The sequence below is a fragment of the Methanoregula sp. genome (genome assembly GCF_028679125.1).
Taxonomy (GTDB): domain Archaea; phylum Halobacteriota; class Methanomicrobia; order Methanomicrobiales; family Methanospirillaceae; genus Methanoregula.
In genome coordinates, this window is sequence record NZ_JAJRCG010000001.1 from 152,874 (window position 1) to 171,820 (window position 18,947).

Sequence of the window (18,947 nt, forward strand, 5' to 3'; positions counted from 1 at the left end):
TGGTTTTCAGGAACGGCGCCTGTTCTCCTTTCGGACGGTGCTGATATGCTCGTGGCAATAACAGCGCCTGTCGCTCCCGATGTGGTGGGGCAGTTCCTTTCTTCCGCAGATAACGCAGGCACAGGAATCCGGGAGATCCTCTTCCGTAATCCAGGTTACCGCACCCGGTTGTTTGGTTGGATCCGTGCCTGACGAGTTCCCCCCTGGGGCGGTGGGCCTGGTGACCTGTCCGGGGCCCGGCATACCCGCATGGCTCTCGTAGATCTTTTTGAGGTAAGCGATCTGCTCTTCCTCGCGTGCCATCGGCCTGCACATGAACGTCTCCAGCATCTGCCGGGCCTTCTGCGGGTCGGGAATGCCGAAGAGGCAGTCGAGGGGATACCGCGAAGCCTCTTCCCTGCCTTTTGCATACCCGATCCCGACACCAAGGTTATCCTTCTGCCCGCTGGCACCAACGCCCCTGAACGATGTCTCTGCACCCCAGCGGGTGATGCTCTGCGCGATCACCGTCCCGTAATTGTACCGAGCACCAAGGAAATCCTGTTCCAGCACCACCCTCCCGATCTGGTGGTGAGGGATCATGTGCTCCTGCCGCTTCCAGACTCCTCCCCGGATGTAAATCCCGTTGCTGGTGATGGTATACGTGATTGATTGCCGGAATTTCTCTGTGGTGGCAAGTACGATGACCGTGGCAACGATGCTGAATGGCTGGACCAGGAATGCGATCCACTGCAACAGGACTGAAATGAATGTTCCGGAGATCTCCGGGCCTGCCGAACCGTGCGTAAGTACGAACGCCGTGATGGCGCTCAGGCCAAGGGTAATGAACGGCCCGGTCCACATTGCTGCATTACGCATCGCCCAGCCTGCCGCGATCACCGCAAGGAAAATCCCTATCGGGGCGATGAACAGGATCGTGAGCGCTGCTGAATCGTTGATCCCGTTCGAGTACTGGCTGACCGTTGAGGTATACTGGGTCATCACATCAGGATACCCTGCAACCGACCCGGTTGTTGCAGCAGGAGCAAGGGATGGGATCGATGAGGACACGGCTGAGGATGCTGCAAGGTACATCCCGTCCAGCAGCCAGCGTATGGCCACACAGGCGATAACAAGATAGATCGCAATGGGTGCCATGAGATATTTCCCGATGAAACTCAGTGCTTCCGGTCTGGCCGAGAAGAGGGGTTTATCATCGGCAGTGTCCGGTCCGCCGCGGTTTTCCGGGAAGGGTTGCGGAAAGGAAACCGGCTGAACTGTGCCCAGCGGGCAGCCGCAGTCAGGGCAGTGGTTATTGGCCGGATCCGTGCTGCGATTGCATCGGGGACATACGTTGACCGGTTTCATGTATCGTCAGGTCACTATTGCGCAGAGCGGATAAAATAAATTCCTGTTTGCTCCCGGCGATCGGCAGGCAGAAGGAGGCACTATCCTTTTTTATTGCACGTCCACGTATCGTATTCTGTGACATGGGCAGACCGGGTTTTGTTGATTTTTATTATCGTACTCCTTGCCGGTGCCGGGTGTATCATGCCCCGTGGCAATGATGCTGCGGTGCCGGCATCGTCCCCCACCATGACGTCGTTTGTTATCGTGGAGACGGAGACCGTAACACCCTCCCCGGTACCCCCCGGCCCTGCCACGGCAACCCCGGTTATTACGGCAGAACCCACGATACCCCCGCAGGATGTTCTTGAGACCGGCGGGAAGAAGAAGCCCTTCGCGTATGCGATACGAAGCCGCTCGCAGTTCCTGTATTACACCACCTATGACGGCGTGCGGGATTACCTCCGGGACCGGTATCCCGATCGCCCTACGGACTTTTACAATCTCTCCACGCTTGAAGTCTATTACCGGCAGTATGTCAGCGATCCCGTCCAGAGATCCTATCTCGATGCATTCGTGGAGAACCTGAACGACCGGAGCACCCTGCGTCCCGAGCGGGCCCGTATTGCCGTGAGCCTGATCCAGCATATTCCCTATGCCGAGACCACCCGGACGCTCTACCCGTATGAAGTCCTGTATTATGATATGGGGAAATGCGAGGACAAATCGATCCTGATGGCCTATGTCCTCTCAGAGATGGGATACGGGACTGCCCTTCTCCTGTATTACCCGGAGCACCACATGGCGCTCGGGCTTAAATGCCCGAAACAGTACAGTATCGACGGATCCGGTTACTGTTTTATCGAGACTACCACGCCCAGCATCATGACATTTGACAATGGTACGTACGCGGGTATCGGGAAACTCAGATCGCGGCCGGAGATCATCCGGATATCTGACGGGGATTCGTTTGACCAGATCAGCGAGGAGTATACCGATGCACAGGCCTTTGATGCGGTGCTGAACAGTGCCGAATGGGACGAGAAGGGGATGTACCTTGACGATTTCAACTACGGGCAACTCGGGTATCTCCGTGAGAAATACGGGCTGCTTGAACTCGATCCCCTGAGCGTCTCGTAGCTGTGCGGGTGGTTCTGCTATCCCCGGCACTCCCGGTGGCAGGGCGGGACCACACTTTCACCTCCTGCATGCCGGAGGTTCATCTGCCCACCCTTCCAACGGGGATCCGGTGAACAGTATGAAACGGACGGAACTGGACCCGCTGATCTTCCGGTGGAAGAAGACCACCCGGGCCCTGAAGATCCATGAGCAGCCCTACGGACGGTATATCACGGATATCCTGGAACAGCGGACCGATGCGGAACTGGCCCGGTTCTCCGACCCGGTCGAGGCTGCGGCATTCTTCTGCCTGCTTGCGCTCTCAAAGGAGGTCTGGCCGGAAGGACTCCCGGGGCGTCAGCCTGTGCCGGGACAGTCCACACTCGTGTCCGGGCAGGGTATGACATGAGGGGATGTGAGAGCATGACGATGACTGCGGGATATCCGGGAATGATCAGGTAAAATCAGAATATGAAAACCGGGCGGGACGGACTGTTAGTGCCCGGGTTTCTTGTATACTTTTTCAGGGTCAAAGACCTTGGTGCCGATCACGGTACCGTCAAGCGTGCGGTAGAAACAGGTCCGGTATCCGGTGTGGCAGGCAGCGCCGGTCTGTTCAACTTCGTAGATGAGGCAGTCCTCGTCACAGTCCGCAAAGATCCGCAGCACCTTCTGGAAATGGCCGCTCTCCTCTCCCTTTTTCCAGAGTTTCTTCCGGCTCCGGCTGTAGTAGTGGGCAAAGCCGGTCTCCTGCGTGAGGCGGACCGCTTCGTCGTTTGCATAGGCCATCATCAGTACCTCGCGGCTCTGTGCATCCTGTACGATGACGGGGATCAGCCCGTCGGCAAATTTCAGGGGTAACATCTAGATTCCTCCGGTAACCAGTTTCATAATCACAAACAGGAAATCCCCGAAGATCACGGCAGTGACGAATCCTGCGGTGATGGGGATGATGAACGGCACGGCATAGGAGATCCAGACCGTGCCGGCTTTTTTGTATGTCGCGAGTTCGCGGGTGAACTCTTCCGGGTGCTCCCGGAGATCCTTGGTATAGATCCTTCCCTCTCCGGCATACATCCTCCTGATCGAATCGAAGAACCCGATGAATTTCCTGCTGACCTTACCCTCCTTCTCTTCGAACTCCTCCATCACAAAACCCCATTCGTTCTGGATTGCCGAGCCCTTGACCGGGAAGCCGAAGAAGAGGTACATGAGCGGGGCCCGGTTGCCCCGGACAATGTTGATGACGAAGATTGCTACTGGTGCAACAAGGTTGAGCAGGAGGGCATTGATCAGCGCCGAGAATGCAAGGAACCCGATCGGGGAGGTGCCAAGGAGCGGGGTGAACGGGAAGGTTGGCACACAGAGCGAGATGAAAACAAGCGCCCAGGCATCAGCACCGCCAAAGAGGTGCATCCGGCCAAAGGTGTAAAAAACCCCGCAGAAGACTGCAAGAAGCAGGATCACGATGGCTGATGTGCCCCACCCCCCGGTACTGCCATACATCAGGACGGAGGTGATCGCGAAGATCAGGACAATCAGCACAAAATACCAGCGGGTCAGTACTTCGCTTACGTTCGATTCCCGGTGTGCATCCTTCTGTTTCCCCTTCTTCTTTGGCTCCTCCGGCCATCCCCGGTACTCCATCCAGGAGATGTACCCAAAAACCCCGGCAAACATCGCGTACCAGGGAATAAGCTGGATATTCACCGACGGGGCAAGAACGAACCATGACAGCGCCGGCAGAATGAGTACGGGGGCAAGGTACCAGAAGATGCGGGACTTTGCATAATACCCGGTCAGGCCCAATGAATCGGTCCGGCCCCGGTTATCGAGATAGTCCGCGTACAGGAAACTTGCCACGAGCGCAAGGTACCCGGTGACGAGGCTCATGCTTGCCGTCTGCTGCCAGAGGAATACCGATGTGCAGGTTACACCCACGGCGAGCATGGGGAGCCAGTGGATGAACGGCACGCGGCGATCCCGGATGTCCAGGTACGATGTGTAGACCAGCGTAATGAGGACCGCGATCGCCGAGATGATGAGTGGGTAGAACAGTTCCATAGATCCGGTATACTGTCTCTTCTTGGAACACTTATGTATGGCGATTTTTCAAAACGCCCGTAAAGCTTCCGTAATTATATATTATCCTGTATCGCATATCACCATGCGTATGAATCACGGGTTTTTGGGCATTCACTGACTGAAAACCGGTGGAGTCTGTTCATGGATATTCAGGACCTGATAGATACTGTTCTTAAAAATGCAAAAAAAATGGGCACCTTCCCGCTTCCCGATCTGCTGAAGGCAGCCATGAAAGACAAAGTCAGCGGTATTGCCATTGCACCGGAGCCCGGGATAATTGCCTGCCTTGCCTTTGTCAGCGGTGAACCGGATGGAGCTATCTACATCGATGCAAAGGGGGAGCTCTATGGGGACCGGGCGGTCATGCCGCTCACGCATATGGATTCGTTTACGCTCTGTGAAGTGCAGCAGGATATCGTCGAGGCCCTGGTTATGGGATGCCGAATCTTCGAGAAGAATCACCTGACACGGGGCAGTACGCATGAAATCCAAGAAATTGGTATCAAGCGGGAGGCGATCGGGCACCTTACCCTCCATATTATGAAGGACCGGGAGCCGCAGAAAGGTGTACGCGTTACGATGCGGAAAGATGGCCGGGTGGTTGGCAGCGACGTGACGTTCGACGATGGCAGCGTGGGGTTCCGGATACTGTTCGGGATCTATGAATGCGTTGTACAGAACCGCAGCCAGAGCATCCGGGCCTTCCCTGTGCAATTCACTGAAGCATCACCGGACCAGGTAATTGATCTCTGAAGTCGATTTTTCCCAGGCAGTATTTAAGGTTTGACCCCTGTCATTTTTTAATTAAATCATGTTTTTAACTATTTACTTTGTAAAATACAATTCGAAATCCTTTTAATTGAATAATACCAGAATTGAGATTCATGAAGATTGGTCGCGAAGATTTTGAGGCGCTGATCAGAGGCGACAAGACCATCGTCCCCTATATCGAACTCGACCCGCTTGCGGGAACGTACTCGGTATTCGGGGTAAAAACAGCCGGCAACCCGAATTATCTTATCAAGGCTATTTATGAGATGTACGAGGCCAATCTTAACCGGAAACTTGCCGTCAAAGCGGTGCGCAAGCTCTTCCGGTCAGTCGGGGCGGGCTCCGTCGGGCTGAACAATATGCTGAAGAAGCTCGGCATGGAATTAAAACCCGAAGAGTTCCTGATGCTGGTCTTCAAGCTCCAGCACCAGCAGGGCTGGGGTGCCCCGTTTGAGCTGGTTTCGGCCAGTGACAAGCGGATCGTCGTCAGGACCAAGCACACGTTTGAGTCCGTGGTGCTCAAGGACTGGAACATGGCAGTCTGTGGCGTCCACCAGGGCTGGATCGAAGGAGTCCTCATGTCAGTGACCGGCAAGTCGTGGTATTGTCTTGAGAAGAGCTGCCATGCGAAAGGCGACGAGTATTGCGAGTTCGTTGCCGACCGGGTCCCTGCGAGCTGGAGGTTCAAGGCTGAAGCCATTGTCAAGGGCGAATCTGCCATCACCGAGTTTATCGAGCACAAACCCCTTGAGGGCAAGATCTCCCTCATGGATGAACCGGTGGTCATGATGCCCCGCTTCATCTTCACGTCCATGACCAATTCATTGAAGAAGACCATGGGAGAGGCGCCGGCAAGCGGTGTCAATTATCGTGCATACAAGGACATGGGCAAGGAAAATGTCGAGCACTACAAGAAGATGAGTGTCTCGTTTGACCTCTCAAGGACCAAACTTGACAACGATCTCACCCTGCTGGACAGCCGTTTCACCGCATTCGGGGCGCCTTCAGTTTCCGGAGGCAAGATTGCGTATGGCAGCCATATCGTCAACGATAACTTCGAGGTTGTTGATTCCGTCGAGAAGGAAGTGGGCAGCAAGGCCACCGTATTCCAGAAAATCGGCGATAAGGCAATCCGTGTATCTACCAACGTTATTGGCGCTGACGGCAAGCGGGCTGTCGGGACCGAGATTTCAAGCATTGTCTACGATGCCGTGATCAAGAACGGGCAGACCTATTACGGCACTGCAGATGTTGTTGGTAAAAAGATGGTCGTGGCATATGAGCCAATCAGGAATTCCGCAGGAGAGATCATCGGTATCCTTTTTGTCGGAATCCCTGAAGACATGGTCTACGGCACGTTAATGGAAGAGAAACTTAAAAAGATCAATCCCAAGACCATCTGCGATATGGCGTTTGCCTTCTACTCCCAGATGGGCTGGTTCAATTTCGTCAAGGAAGACTGGGACGAGGCATCAAAGACCAGGACCATTACGCTTTCCCATACGGTCGAGTCCGAATCCTTCGGGAACATCGGCAAGAATGTCTGTTACTGCACTGCCGGCCTGCTCGCCGGAATCATCGAGGGATCGTTCGGGATCAGGGTCGATGCAAAAGAGATCCAGTGCAAGTCCAAAGGGGACGAGCACTGTGTCTTTGCGATTACCAATAAAAAGGAGTAAATCCAATTTTTTTAAATAGCATCTCCACCAATTTTTATAAAACTTTTCCCTGATTCCCATGGTATCCATCCCCCGTATCCTGATCGTTGAAGACGATGAGATCATCTCTAACCTGATCACCACCATGCTGGAGCGGAGAGGGTACAGTGTTGTCGGGAAGATCGATTCCGGCGAGGGAGCGATCCTCAAGGCGGCTGAACTGGAACCCGATCTCGTGTTGATGGATATCACCCTGAAAGGACAGATGGATGGCGTGGCCGCGGCACAGTTCATCTTCCAGCTCTTCCATATGCCTATCGTCTTCCTGACGGCCCATTGCGACGATACCCTGCTGGAACGCGCAAAGAATGCCCAGCCGCTTGGCTATATCCTCAAGCCGTTCTCCGACAAGGATCTCTCGTCGAATGTCGAGCTGGCCCTGTACAACCATGGCATCCGGAAGAAATACTTTGATGTCCCGCCGATCGGCGAACCAAAGAAGCTCATGATGATCATGGATCCGGTCTTCGTCCTGGATACCCGGGGCAGGATTGTCTTTTTCAACCCCTATGCGGCGCGGTTTCTTGAACTTGGGGAGAAGGAGATCCTGATGAACCACTGGCGCAAGGTGATGATGATCATCAACGATACAAGCGGGGACGAAGTCCCTGACCCGGTCCCCGAAGTGGTTAAACAGATGCTCGTTGTCACCTATGAATTCAATACTGCAATCGTGACCACGACCGGCAAGACCCGTAAGGTATCGGTTACGGTGCGCCCTATCAAGGATGACAATCACGAACTGATCGGGGTGCTCATGCATGTCCGGGAAAAGACCCTCGACCAGATCCGGATGGCTGCGATTAAAAAATAACAGCCGGCAAGGTATCCAAAACGGTATACCTGCAACCCCGAGGTCTTCGCGATGGGGATTGCCGGAGAAATAACCTGCCGCTGGTTAACGTGGCAGGGAAAAATACCTGATGAATTATTCAGGCTTCTTCCTGAACAGAACCCGGCTGAACCGGTCGATGAATCCTTCTTTTGCTTCCGTTGTCTTCTCTTCCTTGTATGCGATACCTGCGAGATCCGATGCGATCTTCTTTATCGCCCGTGACGCCGGCGATGTCGGGTACTTGATAACAATCGGGGTCTTGGCAGATGATGCACGCCGCACATTGGCATCCTCCGGGATGATGCCGATTACCCGGACGCCCAGGACCTTCTCCATCTTCTTGGTGATGACATCGCTCTTTTCCTGGTCCGTGCGGTTAATGATGCATCCCAGGACATGCCCGCCAACAACCTCGGTCAGGATCTTGGTCTTGAGGGCATCGACAATAGAGGAGATCTCCGGATTGACAACAAGGATCACTTCATCGGCAATGGCAAGGGGGACGACACCATCCTTGCTGATACCCGCCGGGGCATCGATCAGCAGGAATTCGCATCGCTTGACCAGTTCGCTCATCACATCCCGGATCTTCTCAGGATCGGCCTGCTGGAATCCCTGAAGAGAGATGCCGCTGGGGATCACCTTGAGGTTGCCCGGCGTGGTATAAATTGCATCATCGATCTTTCCCTTTCCGGCCAGCACCTCGTGCAGGGTGACCGGGGCATCCTGGAGCCCCATGATAAGGCCGACATTGGCCATACCGATATCGGCATCCATGAGATAGGTCTCTTTCCCCAGCTGGGCAAGCATGGTGCCGAGGTTGACGGACACCATGGTCTTACCTGTTCCGCCTTTGCCGGAAGCGATGGTATATACCTTAACCATGGGGTGACCTGATCTGCGATGCGTGATCGGTGAACTGCATAATCCAGTGTCTGCTCCTTCTTATATTCGTTTTATAGCCACCAGTTTAAAATAACTTGGGTTTCTTCGGCAATCATCCTGCGCCTTTCCCTGGGGATTTGGAGCGTTGTACGGGCAATTCCAACAAGATCAGATCCCTGGTGGGTAAGTCCGATAAGGACAATGTCCCCGGATTCGTCAGTGGGACTGCTGGCATACAGCGCGGCATACTGTGCAGCATCCTCGTATGCAGATGTTCCCCCGCTTGAAGCAAACAGGAGCCCGTCGGATGTGGCGATGGTAAACTGGTCCAGGGAGTATTTCACCGCAAGGGCACGCAGGCTCCCGTTTATCGTGGTCTGGCCATCAATAACATTACCCGGTTTAACCGGAGGAAGTACAGGTGAGACCGGGACATTCGTTTCGGGTGCAGTCCGTTTTGCCAGGGGGAATACCGGTCTGAGTTCCGGCTGGTAGGCAAAGTTCTGGCGGGGCCCTTCCCGTTTCCTGGACCGTGCACGGAAAAGGAGCATTGCTGCGGCAATGATGGCAAGTATAACAACCAGTGTAAGGATGATCACCAGCGAATCGGAAAGAGGAAGTATGGCAGGAATAACGATCCACTCCGGTAAACGGGTCAGCGTTCCATCAGATGATCCATCTGGAGCTGCTTGATAAGATTCTTGCAGTCGCTCCGGATACGGGTTGTTACGTGATCAAGGTCCATGCTGTCCAGCGCATCGATATTGCTCTCGAGATCATCATCGACGGGGGGAACTGCGGCACTCTCTGGTTCAGTCCTGGCTTCCGGAACTGCATTCACTGGTTCGCGGCGGTGTACCACGGTCGCGGAGGGTGTTGCTGATAAGGGAATTTTATTGCGGAATGCAGGAGCTGCTGGTGCCGGTATTGTGGTTTTGGGGTGCTGGACCGGTGCAACCGGGAATGCTGCTGATTGCACAGCCGGGATTTTTCGTGCCTTCCCGGGGTGAGATGCACCGATCGTACCCGTTTTTACGATTTTACAGGTTGGATTGAACTCAATGGAGAGTTTGAGTTGAGCCTCGTCCAGCGATGCAAGTATCACATCCACCATTTCTCCGAGGGCAGTTTGCATCTCTGCCCACCCGGTGTCCCCGCCTTTTCCCCGGAACTTTATAAGGATGCAGGTACCTTCCCGAAAGACGAAGGTTGCTGTGACCGGGCCGGAAAAGATGCTGCCCGTACCGGTGAACCTCTTCTGTTCCATTTCGGCAATAATGCTCTCTATGGATATGTTCTTCCGGATCTCAAGGAAGGTACCCCGCGGGAGTTGCATTCATTAGGGTGTTACGATATTCTCCTATTTAGTTTCTTTTTATTGATGTCGGCATATGAAAATGGGCAGGGCGATCCTCCTGTTCGTACTCACAGAAATTATGGGGCCCGTACTTCTCTCATAATTCCTCCGTGAATCCTGGTAATGTACATTGCCTGCCAAAAACCTGAGTGAATAGTTACACCATTATCAGCATCGCAATCGATCCCTGATTAAAAAAAAACTCTGGAGAAATCCCTTTTTGATAGGGCATCTGTCATGCACCCTGTTTGTACACCGTCCGACCCCCGCTCCCACCGGAGCCAGGACAATCCCTTCAGTCATCCCGTAAAACTGCATGAATCCGGCTCGGAAATGGGAGGGGCTTGGGGGGGTAGGGCGGTGTACTTTGATATTTTACCGCCCGTGACCAACAGGTCAGGGAGAAAATTTCCGACTGTCTTTACGTGAATCACGTTGGTTTGTCCGCACGGGAAGTACACCGCCAGACCCTCGCTCAACGAGTGCAATATAAGCCCGGGAGCGTTAGCATATCGAAATGCTTTCTACCGGGCAAAAAAAAATTTCAACCACCCCCTCGACCCCTACTCAAAATTTTTCAGGCAGGGTCTGGTAGATCAATCCCTCACAACACGCCGGAAACTGCAAAATATTGTCGGTTATTCAATTGAATTATCGGTTAATTAACCGGTAACCGGTTCGTTAACTTACACCCTGTGATCGCGATTGAACATTTTTCAGCAGGGTCTGCTTGAAAAAATATGCTCTGGAGAATACCTTAATCCAGACGAATTGCAGGAATCCCGTACGTCCCTGAAATATGCTTTGTGAATAGTGGATAGTCGGCAGGTACCGGGTCGCAATGTTTCTGGAAGATGGTTGAATATTCGGCTGGCTTGTTTGCTGTAGAGTGACCATATCCGGTGCCCACTGCCGGTTTGGATCGTAACTTTTCTTTGGTTCGGGCAGGCATTGAGTGAAGTACTGGGGGCAGAGCGGTATTCTTCAATACTTATTTCAGGATCGAACGATATCCTCTTACATTGCGTGATTATCCTTAAATACACTCAATTTTCCGTAAAATTAAAAAACAATCTATTAATAGATGAAACACAAGAGGATATTTTTATATCACGGTGGGTATATGCTAAAACCATTATTAGAAGAGTTCCTTAAAGTGGAAGGAGTATCCGCTGCCGTAGTGGTGGGACGGGACGGCTTTGTTATTGAGAGTGCTGTCTCGGGAAAGGTGGATCTTGAGGCTCTCGGCGCCATGGCATCGACCGGTCTGGGAACTTCCGAGGCCATGGGAAATACCTTGGGGAAGGGCGAACTCCTGCAGATGCTGGTGGAACTTGAAAAAGGGCCGATCCTCTTATCCCCCTTATCGGCGGATGAACTCATCGCCCTGGTGGCCGATACCTCGGCAAATGTCGGGCGGATCCGGTACGAACTGAAGAAGAACAAAGAGAGAATTGTTGCAGCGCTCTGATCCCCATTTTTTATGAAATTTCCCGCAGGAACTGACGGAGGAACCATCTCCACACCTCGTGACGAGGATGCCGCCCGGGAACTGCGGTCTTTCACCGGGGCCATTGAGGTCGAGTCCGGGTCAGGCAAGGGATTTGTCCTTGCCGATAAGGGGACCCTGTTTGCTGCGTATTTCCGATCAGATCAGGGCAGTTTCAAAGGAAATGCGGCCCTCTCCCATATCTCGTTTGACACCGACAGCGGGGATGACGAGATCTTCAGCCTGCGGAGTTACAATCCCTCGGAATTCTCCCGGGCGATCAGTATATCCCGGGAAGAAGGACTCATCCTCCCCTCTGTTGTAAGGATACTTCCATCCGAAGAAGAAACAGCGGTGTCGTCTCTTCCGCCATCCCCTTCCGTGAACAAGATAGTCTCCCCGGTACCGGTTACCCCCCGTCTCCCCGATGAGGCCAGGTTCCGGAAGATCATGAGCCTGCCGGGAGTACTTGCAGTTTCAGCATTCTTTGAAGGGTTCCCGGTACAGTCGTACGGGGACAAGGATTTCGAGCATGTGGCGGCATTTGCAGAGGATTTCGTGCGGGCCGGGACAAAGGTTGCCCAGGAGATGGGGATTGGCGATCTCGATCAGCTTATCCTTGAGACCGGCAGCAACAAGTTGATCATCGCTCCGTGTGGTGACCTGTATCTCTGCCTCTTCACCTCGTCCGATGCCCAGCTCGGATTAATCAGGGTGCTGCTCAGAAGTATCCAGAAGGAGAGTGCCGGATGAGGGAGATGTATGGACCCCATGATTGATGTGGGTTCGCAACCGGTGACTATAGTTCATAAAAGACCATCATCCGGTTCAGGGAATGCCAGTATGTATGTACAGATCATCCGGTCTCCCTGGAGAAAAGACAGGGAAATAACGATGTCTGGGGATTGCGAACAGTACTTTGGAGGGATCAGGTTTGGGTAATGACGATGATGATTCGTTCGGCGATGTGGACGGTCTCCTGGAGCAGATCGGAGGAAAGAAGAAACCAAATCAGCCGGATGCGAAAAAAGAGGTTCCTTCTGTCCCGGTAACTCCTGCACCGCCTGCTCCCGCGTCCGTGCCCAAATCCCCGTCAGCCAGGGGGGATTTCTCGCTTCTCATGAAAAAACTGGGCATCGCTTCAAAGGATGGTGCGCCGGTTGTATCAAAGCCGGATCCCTCCAGCATATCATCACCGGAAAAAGCATCGCTGCCGGAACCTGCAGCCCCGCCGATTCTGAATCTCGATGATCTTCTGGAGGATGAACCTCCTGCACCGGCTCCTGTCCGTAATGTTTCATCGACCCCGGTTGAATCCGCTCCATCTCAACCTCCCGCAGCCCGAAAGGACGTGCTGTCGGAAGACCCATCCCCCTCATCCCAAGAGACCCCGTCTCCTGCAGCGGAAAAAGAGATTCTCCCTGAGATCCGGGATGACGATCCCCGTATCGTCACCAAAAAGGAACAACTCGCAAGAAAAGCCAAGGCGGTCCAGGAAGATGAGCCCCTCTCAGAATCCGAGGATGTTACTGATGAGAAGATCATCTCCGTTGACCAGATCTCCGACATTACCGGCCTGATCCTGCCCAAGGGTGCAACATTCCATATCGAGGAACTCAAACTGCACAGCCGCATCAATGCTTTTGAAAGCACCGGCATCGGCGAGCTCCCGGATGAGTTTGCTGAGATCTGGAAAAAGGAGTTCTCAACGGCAGGTTTCCATGATCTGGATCTTGCGGATACGGCACTCAGCGACAAGGAAACCCTCAAACCCGCGGTAAAAAAATTCAGTATTGCCAGCCTGTTTGCAGCCATACGGACCACCGAAGAGGAGTATGATGCCAGGAAACACGGGGCGCTTGTGGATCTCGCGTTTGCTCCCAAGGCGGGCATCGAGGAGATGGAGATGTACCCGGTCAACGAGCCCTATGCCTATGTCCGGATCACCTATGATCACTCCACCCACGAATATACCTACAATGTGCTCGAACCGGTCCTTACGGAACCTGAGAAGAACCTGTTAAAGGAGATCAAGGAACGCCTCTTCGAGACGCTTGATATTAACACCAAAGACCTCTCCCGTGAGGAGGCCAGGCAGAAGCTCAGATCTGCAACAAATGAGATCCTGCAGGATTATGGCATCCGTCTTACCCCGGTACAGAAAGAGAAACTCCATTACAACATGCACAAGGATTTCCTCGGTGACGGCCTGATCGATCCGATCATGCACGACAAATATATCGAGGATATCTCGTGCGATGGTGTCCATACGCCGATCTTCGCCTTCCATGCCAGCTATGAATCGATGAAGACCACGCTTGCGTACCACACCTCCGAAGAGCTGGACTCATTCGTCACCAAACTCGCCCAGCGTGCCGGGAAATATATCTCCATTGCCGAACCGATTCTCGATGCCTCCATGCAGGACGGGTCCCGTATCCAGATGACTCTTGGCACCGAAGTGACCGCCCATGGGTCCACCTTCACCATCCGTAAGTTCAAGGACGAACCGATCACGCCAACGGATCTCATCGAGTGGCACACGTTTGCCCCGCTCTCGATCGCCTACATCTGGCTTGCGGTAGAGACCGGCAAATCGGCAATCTTTGCGGGCGGCACCGCATCGGGAAAGACCACGGCCCTCAACGCCATCTCGCTCTTCATCCCCCCGATGGCCAAGATCGTCTCGCTTGAAGATACCCGGGAACTGAAGCTTCCGCACCCGAACTGGATCCCGAGTGTCACCCGTGACTCGTTCGATTCTGCCGGGCGGGGCGAGATCAACATGTATGAACTCCTCCGTGCTGCAATGCGTCAGCGTCCCGAGTACATCATTGTCGGGGAGGTTCGTGGCAAGGAATGCCAGACCCTCTTCCAGGCAATGAGCACGGGGCACGTGACTTACTCCACAACGCACGCGGACTCGGTAGCCAGTGTCGTGCACCGTATCGAGAACCCGCCCATGGACGTGCCGCGGAACATGCTCTCATCCCTTGACTTCATCTGTATCCAGGTACAGGCACGGGTTGGCGGGAAACGGATCCGGAGGAACAAGCAGATCGTTGAGATCCTCGATATCGACCCGAGGACCAACGAGCTGATCACGAACGAGGTCTTCAAGTGGCGTTCGGCAACCGATGAGATCAGTTACTCCGGCAAGTCCTATATCCTCGAGGAGATTATGGAGGCAAAAGGCTGGAGCGAGAACCGGATGCGCGAGGAGCTGAAACGCCGGCAGGAAGTGCTGGAGTGGATGCGCATCAAGAAGATCCGCCACTACAAGGACGTGGCAAAGATCCTGATCTCCTACCACCGCGACCCCGAGGCCGTCATCGAGAAAGTCCGGAAAGACCTGTATGAATAGTTACGAGCGACTCTGTTTCAATCTCCTTGGCAACCGGATGAAAGGGAAACGGGAGGAATATGCCCAGCTCAAGAACGACCTGATATCCGCCCGGCTCAAGACACCGTTTGAGGTCTACCTCTCCACGGCGTTTATCAGTTCCATCATTGTCGGGTTCTGCATGGCAGTAGTAATCGGCTTGTTCTCCTGGATCCTGAAACTTCCCGCCCTGATCAAGTACAAGGGCGCGGTTCCCGGTTTTATTGTCCCGCTCGCAGCCCACAGCCTGGTGATCGGTACGATTCTCATCACGATCTTTTCTCTCCTGATCTTCGGTGGGATTACCTATGCCGCATTCATTCTGTATCCTGGTATCGAAGCGGGGAACCGGCAGCGCAATATCGATGCAACCCTGCCGTATGCAATCAATTATGTCACCTCGATGTCCACCGCCGGTATCACCCCGGCAGAGGTGTTCCGCCTCTTGGGCGACAGCCCGATCTATGGGGAAAGTTCGGTAGAAGCCCGGTATGTGGCCCGCGAGATCGATATCTTCGGCAGGGATCTCGTCGACGCCCTGAGACTGGTGTCCGCAAGTACGCCGAGCAAGCGGATGAAGGAATTCCTGCAGGGTGCCATGGCGAGCATATCGAGCGGCGGCAACCTGACGGAGTATTTCCGGATCAAGGCCGACCAGTATGCCCTTGAGAACCGGCAGACCCAGAAACTCTTCCTCGATACCCTGGCGCTCATCTCGGAATCCTATGTCACGGCCATGGTCGCAGGAACGTTGTTCCTGATCATCCTCCAGTCCATCATGTCGGTGATATCAGGGGACAATAATCCGATGTTCCTCTATGCGGTCATCTACCTTATGATACCTCTGGGAAGCGTTGCATTTGTGGTTATGATCAGTACCATGACTCCGGAGACCTGATTATGGGTATACAGGATATTCTCGGGAAGGTTACCGGTAAAGCCGGGGTACCGGATACTCCCGGTGTAGTAAAGACACCCGGGCCAGGGAGATCCGACCTGAACACTACCGAAGAAGAGCAGCTCAACGAGATCACCGAAAAGATTGAACTGGAACGGAAGAACCGCGAAGGGATAGGGAAGTTCCTGAAACATCCTGTCCAGGTTCTCACGGAACGGCCCGAGAACATCCTGGTCGTCTGCCTCCCTGTGGCGCTCCTGGTCTTTTTCGGGGGTTTCATCTTCATGGTGCAGACCTATGGCATGAAGGTCATCTTCACTACCACGTCCGTTGATGACTTCCTGGTGTTCGCTGTCATGATTGCCATCGTTCCCATGGCCCTCCTTGACTTCAAGGAACAGAGCCGGGTCAAGAACCTTGAGAATTCCCTGCCCAACTTCTTCCGGGATCTTGCCGGCATGAATGATTCCGGTATGACCCTGCCCAATGCCGTCCATATTGTGGCATCGTCCGAGTACGGGACCCTGACACCCCATATCCGGAAACTCGACAACGAGATGTCATGGGGTGTAGGTTTTGTCGAGGCACTCTACCATTTCGGTAAAGGGCTTGGCACCTCGCTTGCTGACAGGAGCGTTGATTTGATTGCAAAGGCCAGCAAGGCCGGCGGTGATGTCAGTGAGGTGCTGCGGGCCGCAGCAAAAGATACCTTTGAAGTTGTCAACCTCCAGTCTGAACGATCCAATAACATGCTGATCTACGTGGTCATCGTGCTGGTCTCGTTTGCGGTCTTCCTCTTTGTCATTGCCATCCTCGTCTCATCGTTCCTGACCACGATGGCAACCGCCGGTGCCTCAGCAAGCGCTTCAGGTGCAAAGGGTTTCGGGGGGAATGTAGATATCTTCGTGTACAAACGACTCTTCTCCCATGCTGCCATGATGCAGGGATTCTTCTCGGGTCTTGTTGCCGGGCAGATGGGTGAAGGACGGTTTATTGGCGGCCTGAAGTACTCGGCGCTCATGCTTCTGATTGCATGGGTGACCTTCCGGTTCTTCATCTGATTTTTTCTTTTTTTACCGCGTCTGCTCCAAAAAGAGTACGGAATTACGTAAATCTCGCAGGAAATTGAAAAAAAGAAAATATCCGTCTGATCAGGAAATATTTTCCATGTTGTAACCTTTGAGGGTAAGGAGTTCCTTGACCCGTTCCCGGTGGTTGCCCTGCAGCTCAATGGAATTACCTTTTACGGTTCCACCGCAGGCAAGTTTGCTTTTCATGAATTTTGAAAGATCTTCAAGATCGATATCAGTTGGATCAAGTCCCTCGATAACGGTCACTTCTTTCCCGTACCGGCGTTTATTGACTTTGACATTGATCCTCTGCTGTTCCTTTGCTACCTCCTCACAGATACACAGTTCCTTAGGTAGACCACACGTCGGGCAAATCCCACCAATCATTGCATGTATTTTTACGTCTCACTTTATTTATGTCTTGGCATTGTCTGGCGGAAAATGTGTTTTTTTTCCTGAATCGGAGGGCATTTCTGGCTGTACACGGAATTTCGATCAGGATCCGGTCCGGAGTATACCTGTTTTTATGATCCGGGACACGATGTTATACCAACGATATGTCATTGTTTGTGGTGGGAACATCATCCCATGTGGGAAAGAGCGTGACGGTGGCTGCCATCTGTCGGTGTCTTGTCCGCCGCGGGATCCCGGTTGCCCCGTTCAAGTCCCAGAACATGAGCCTGAACTCGTTCGTAACTCCGGATGGAGGGGAGATCGGCATGGCACAGGCAATGCAGGCGGCTGCGGCACGGGTGAGTCCCCACACGGATATGAACCCGATCCTCCTCAAACCGAAGGGAGACTGCGTCTCGCAGGTTATCCTGAACGGGAAGCCGTACAGGGATGTCAGGATCACCGAGTATTACAAGGAGACCCCCGAACTGCTGGAGCAGGCGCTTGCGGCCTATGACAGGCTGAAGGATGAATACGGTCAGGTAGTGGTCGAGGGCGCCGGCGGGGCCGCGGAGCTGAACCTCTATGACCGGGATATTGCAAACACCCTGCCAGCCCGGCGGCTCAAAATCCCGCTCATCCTGGTAGCGGATATTGAGCGGGGCGGTGTTTTTGCGCAGGTGTACGGGACAATCAAGCTCCTTCCCGATGAGATCCGCCCGCTGGTCCGGGGGATCATTATCAACAAGTTCAGGGGGGATCCGTCCATCTTTGCATCAGGGATCACGATGATCGAAGATCTCTGTGGTGTCCCGGTGCTGGGTGTTGTACCGTATTTCTCTCTCCCGTTGCCAAGCGAGGATTCGCTCTCGATCGGCGACAAGAAAACCGGGTCAGCCAGCGTCAGGATCGCCGTGATCCGGCTCCCGAGGATTGCCAATTTCACGGACTTCGAGCTTCTCGAACAGTATGTTTCCGTGGAGTATGTTGCGCCGGGTGCGTCCCTTACCGGGTTTGACTGCGTGATCATCCCCGGGACGAAGAATACCATCGAAGATCTCAACGATCTTGTCAGGCATGGCACGGACAGCGAGATCCGCCGGGTACGGGCGCTAGGCATTCCTGTTATCGGCATCTGCGGCGGGTACCAGATGCTCGGAACCACCCTGATCGATGCCGGGTTCGAGTCTGTTGCCGGCACGTACCCCGGCCTGGGACTGCTGGATTGTGTCACACACTTTGCTTCCTATGACAAGAACACAACGCAGGTGACGCGGAAAGCCTGCGATGTCTCTCCCATTCTCTCCGCCATGGGGGAGGTATCCGGCTACGAGATCCACATGGGCGTTACCGAACCGGGAAGCAGCCGGGAAGCCCTGCACGGGGATGGCAGGGTCAGCGACGATGGCCTGGTGTTTGGTACGTACCTGCACGGGCTCTTCCAGAACGTTTCAGCAGCAAATGCGCTGCTCTCGTTCCTGCACCGGAAAAGAGGGCTGCCCTTTATCCCGATCCCGGAAACGGCTGCCGACCCGTACGAGACGCTCGCCGATCTGTTCGAGCAGCATGTGGATATGGATGCAATCGTGGCGCTGGTCCGGGAATAACGCCGGTGCTGT

The 18,947-nt window shown here is 54.0% G+C and carries 18 protein-coding genes; 11 read left to right on the forward strand and 7 right to left on the reverse strand.

The features are described from left to right. Nucleotides 1-6 precede the first annotated feature (6 nt). A complete protein-coding gene (locus LUQ43_RS00820) occupies nt 7-1,137 on the reverse strand; it encodes a PH domain-containing protein (RefSeq protein WP_299962790.1) in 1,131 nt (376 codons plus the stop codon). Between the two features lie 327 nt (nt 1,138-1,464). Here LUQ43_RS00820 and LUQ43_RS00825 point away from each other — a divergent pair, with 327 nt between their 5' ends. Then, complete coding sequence (locus LUQ43_RS00825) at nt 1,465-2,466, forward strand: hypothetical protein (RefSeq protein WP_299962792.1); 1,002 nt, start codon at nt 1,465-1,467, stop codon at nt 2,464-2,466. A 118-nt stretch (nt 2,467-2,584) separates the two neighbouring features. Beyond that, nucleotides 2,585-2,854 carry a hypothetical protein gene (locus LUQ43_RS00830; protein WP_299962794.1) on the forward strand — a complete coding sequence of 90 codons (270 nt, stop codon included), beginning with the start codon at nt 2,585-2,587 and terminating at the stop codon, nt 2,852-2,854. A gap of 86 nt (nt 2,855-2,940) precedes the next feature. On the opposite strand, the gene hisI is transcribed toward LUQ43_RS00830, so the two are convergent. Next, nucleotides 2,941-3,309 carry a phosphoribosyl-AMP cyclohydrolase gene (hisI, locus tag LUQ43_RS00835; RefSeq protein ID WP_299962796.1) on the reverse strand — a complete coding sequence of 123 codons (369 nt, stop codon included), beginning with the start codon at nt 3,307-3,309 and terminating at the stop codon, nt 2,941-2,943. Next, complete coding sequence (locus LUQ43_RS00840; protein ID WP_299962798.1) at nt 3,310-4,509, reverse strand: A24 family peptidase C-terminal domain-containing protein; 1,200 nt, start codon at nt 4,507-4,509, stop codon at nt 3,310-3,312. 162 nt (nt 4,510-4,671) lie between these two features. Between LUQ43_RS00840 and LUQ43_RS00845 the strand changes: the two genes are divergently transcribed. The 3 genes from LUQ43_RS00845 (at nt 4,672) to LUQ43_RS00855 (ending at nt 7,833) form a co-directional block, all read left to right on the forward strand. After that, complete coding sequence (locus LUQ43_RS00845) at nt 4,672-5,283, forward strand: hypothetical protein (RefSeq protein ID WP_299962800.1); 612 nt, start codon at nt 4,672-4,674, stop codon at nt 5,281-5,283. Nucleotides 5,284-5,414: 131 nt separating this feature from the next. Continuing rightward, the gene (locus LUQ43_RS00850; protein WP_299962802.1) at nt 5,415-6,980 is read left to right on the forward strand and encodes a Cache 3/Cache 2 fusion domain-containing protein; all 1,566 of its coding nucleotides are present in this window, start codon (nt 5,415-5,417) and stop codon (nt 6,978-6,980) included. 58 nt (nt 6,981-7,038) lie between these two features. Beyond that, the gene (locus tag LUQ43_RS00855) at nt 7,039-7,833 is read left to right on the forward strand and encodes a response regulator (RefSeq protein WP_299962804.1); all 795 of its coding nucleotides are present in this window, start codon (nt 7,039-7,041) and stop codon (nt 7,831-7,833) included. Nucleotides 7,834-7,947: 114 nt separating this feature from the next. Here the strand turns inward: LUQ43_RS00855 and minD are convergent, their stop codons facing one another. The 3 genes from minD to LUQ43_RS00870 all read right to left on the reverse strand — a co-directional run bounded on the left by minD (nt 7,948) and on the right by LUQ43_RS00870 (nt 10,075). Next, nucleotides 7,948-8,739 carry a cell division ATPase MinD gene (gene minD / locus LUQ43_RS00860; RefSeq protein ID WP_299962807.1) on the reverse strand — a complete coding sequence of 264 codons (792 nt, stop codon included), beginning with the start codon at nt 8,737-8,739 and terminating at the stop codon, nt 7,948-7,950. Nucleotides 8,740-8,810: 71 nt separating this feature from the next. Continuing rightward, a complete protein-coding gene (locus LUQ43_RS00865) occupies nt 8,811-9,338 on the reverse strand; it encodes a hypothetical protein (protein WP_299962809.1) in 528 nt (175 codons plus the stop codon). A gap of 56 nt (nt 9,339-9,394) precedes the next feature. Beyond that, nucleotides 9,395-10,075 carry a hypothetical protein gene (locus tag LUQ43_RS00870; RefSeq protein WP_299962811.1) on the reverse strand — a complete coding sequence of 227 codons (681 nt, stop codon included), beginning with the start codon at nt 10,073-10,075 and terminating at the stop codon, nt 9,395-9,397. A 1,144-nt stretch (nt 10,076-11,219) separates the two neighbouring features. Between LUQ43_RS00870 and LUQ43_RS00875 the strand changes: the two genes are divergently transcribed. The 5 genes from LUQ43_RS00875 (at nt 11,220) to LUQ43_RS00895 (ending at nt 16,926) form a co-directional block, all read left to right on the forward strand. After that, a complete protein-coding gene (locus LUQ43_RS00875) occupies nt 11,220-11,567 on the forward strand; it encodes a roadblock/LC7 domain-containing protein (protein ID WP_299962813.1) in 348 nt (115 codons plus the stop codon). A 12-nt stretch (nt 11,568-11,579) separates the two neighbouring features. Next, a complete protein-coding gene (locus LUQ43_RS00880; RefSeq protein WP_299962815.1) occupies nt 11,580-12,338 on the forward strand; it encodes a roadblock/LC7 domain-containing protein in 759 nt (252 codons plus the stop codon). A 367-nt stretch (nt 12,339-12,705) separates the two neighbouring features. Continuing rightward, nucleotides 12,706-14,949, forward strand: coding sequence for an ATPase, T2SS/T4P/T4SS family (locus tag LUQ43_RS00885; RefSeq protein ID WP_299963133.1), 2,244 nt, complete (start codon nt 12,706-12,708; stop codon nt 14,947-14,949). Further along, complete coding sequence (locus LUQ43_RS00890; protein ID WP_299962817.1) at nt 14,942-15,865, forward strand: type II secretion system F family protein; 924 nt, start codon at nt 14,942-14,944, stop codon at nt 15,863-15,865. The genes LUQ43_RS00885 and LUQ43_RS00890 overlap by 8 nt, the downstream gene beginning before the upstream one ends. 2 nt (nt 15,866-15,867) lie before the next feature. After that, a complete protein-coding gene (locus tag LUQ43_RS00895) occupies nt 15,868-16,926 on the forward strand; it encodes a type II secretion system F family protein (protein WP_299962819.1) in 1,059 nt (352 codons plus the stop codon). Nucleotides 16,927-17,016: 90 nt separating this feature from the next. Here LUQ43_RS00895 and yciH read toward each other — a convergent pair whose 3' ends face one another. Further along, nucleotides 17,017-17,322 (reverse strand): stress response translation initiation inhibitor YciH, encoded by a 306-nt coding sequence (gene yciH / locus LUQ43_RS00900; RefSeq protein ID WP_299962821.1) that lies wholly within the window; start codon nt 17,320-17,322, stop codon nt 17,017-17,019. A 170-nt stretch (nt 17,323-17,492) separates the two neighbouring features. Here yciH and LUQ43_RS00905 point away from each other — a divergent pair, with 170 nt between their 5' ends. After that, entirely contained in the window at nt 17,493-18,935 is a 1,443-nt protein-coding gene (locus LUQ43_RS00905; protein WP_299962823.1) for a cobyric acid synthase, read from the forward strand. Nucleotides 18,936-18,947: the final 12 nt, after the last annotated feature.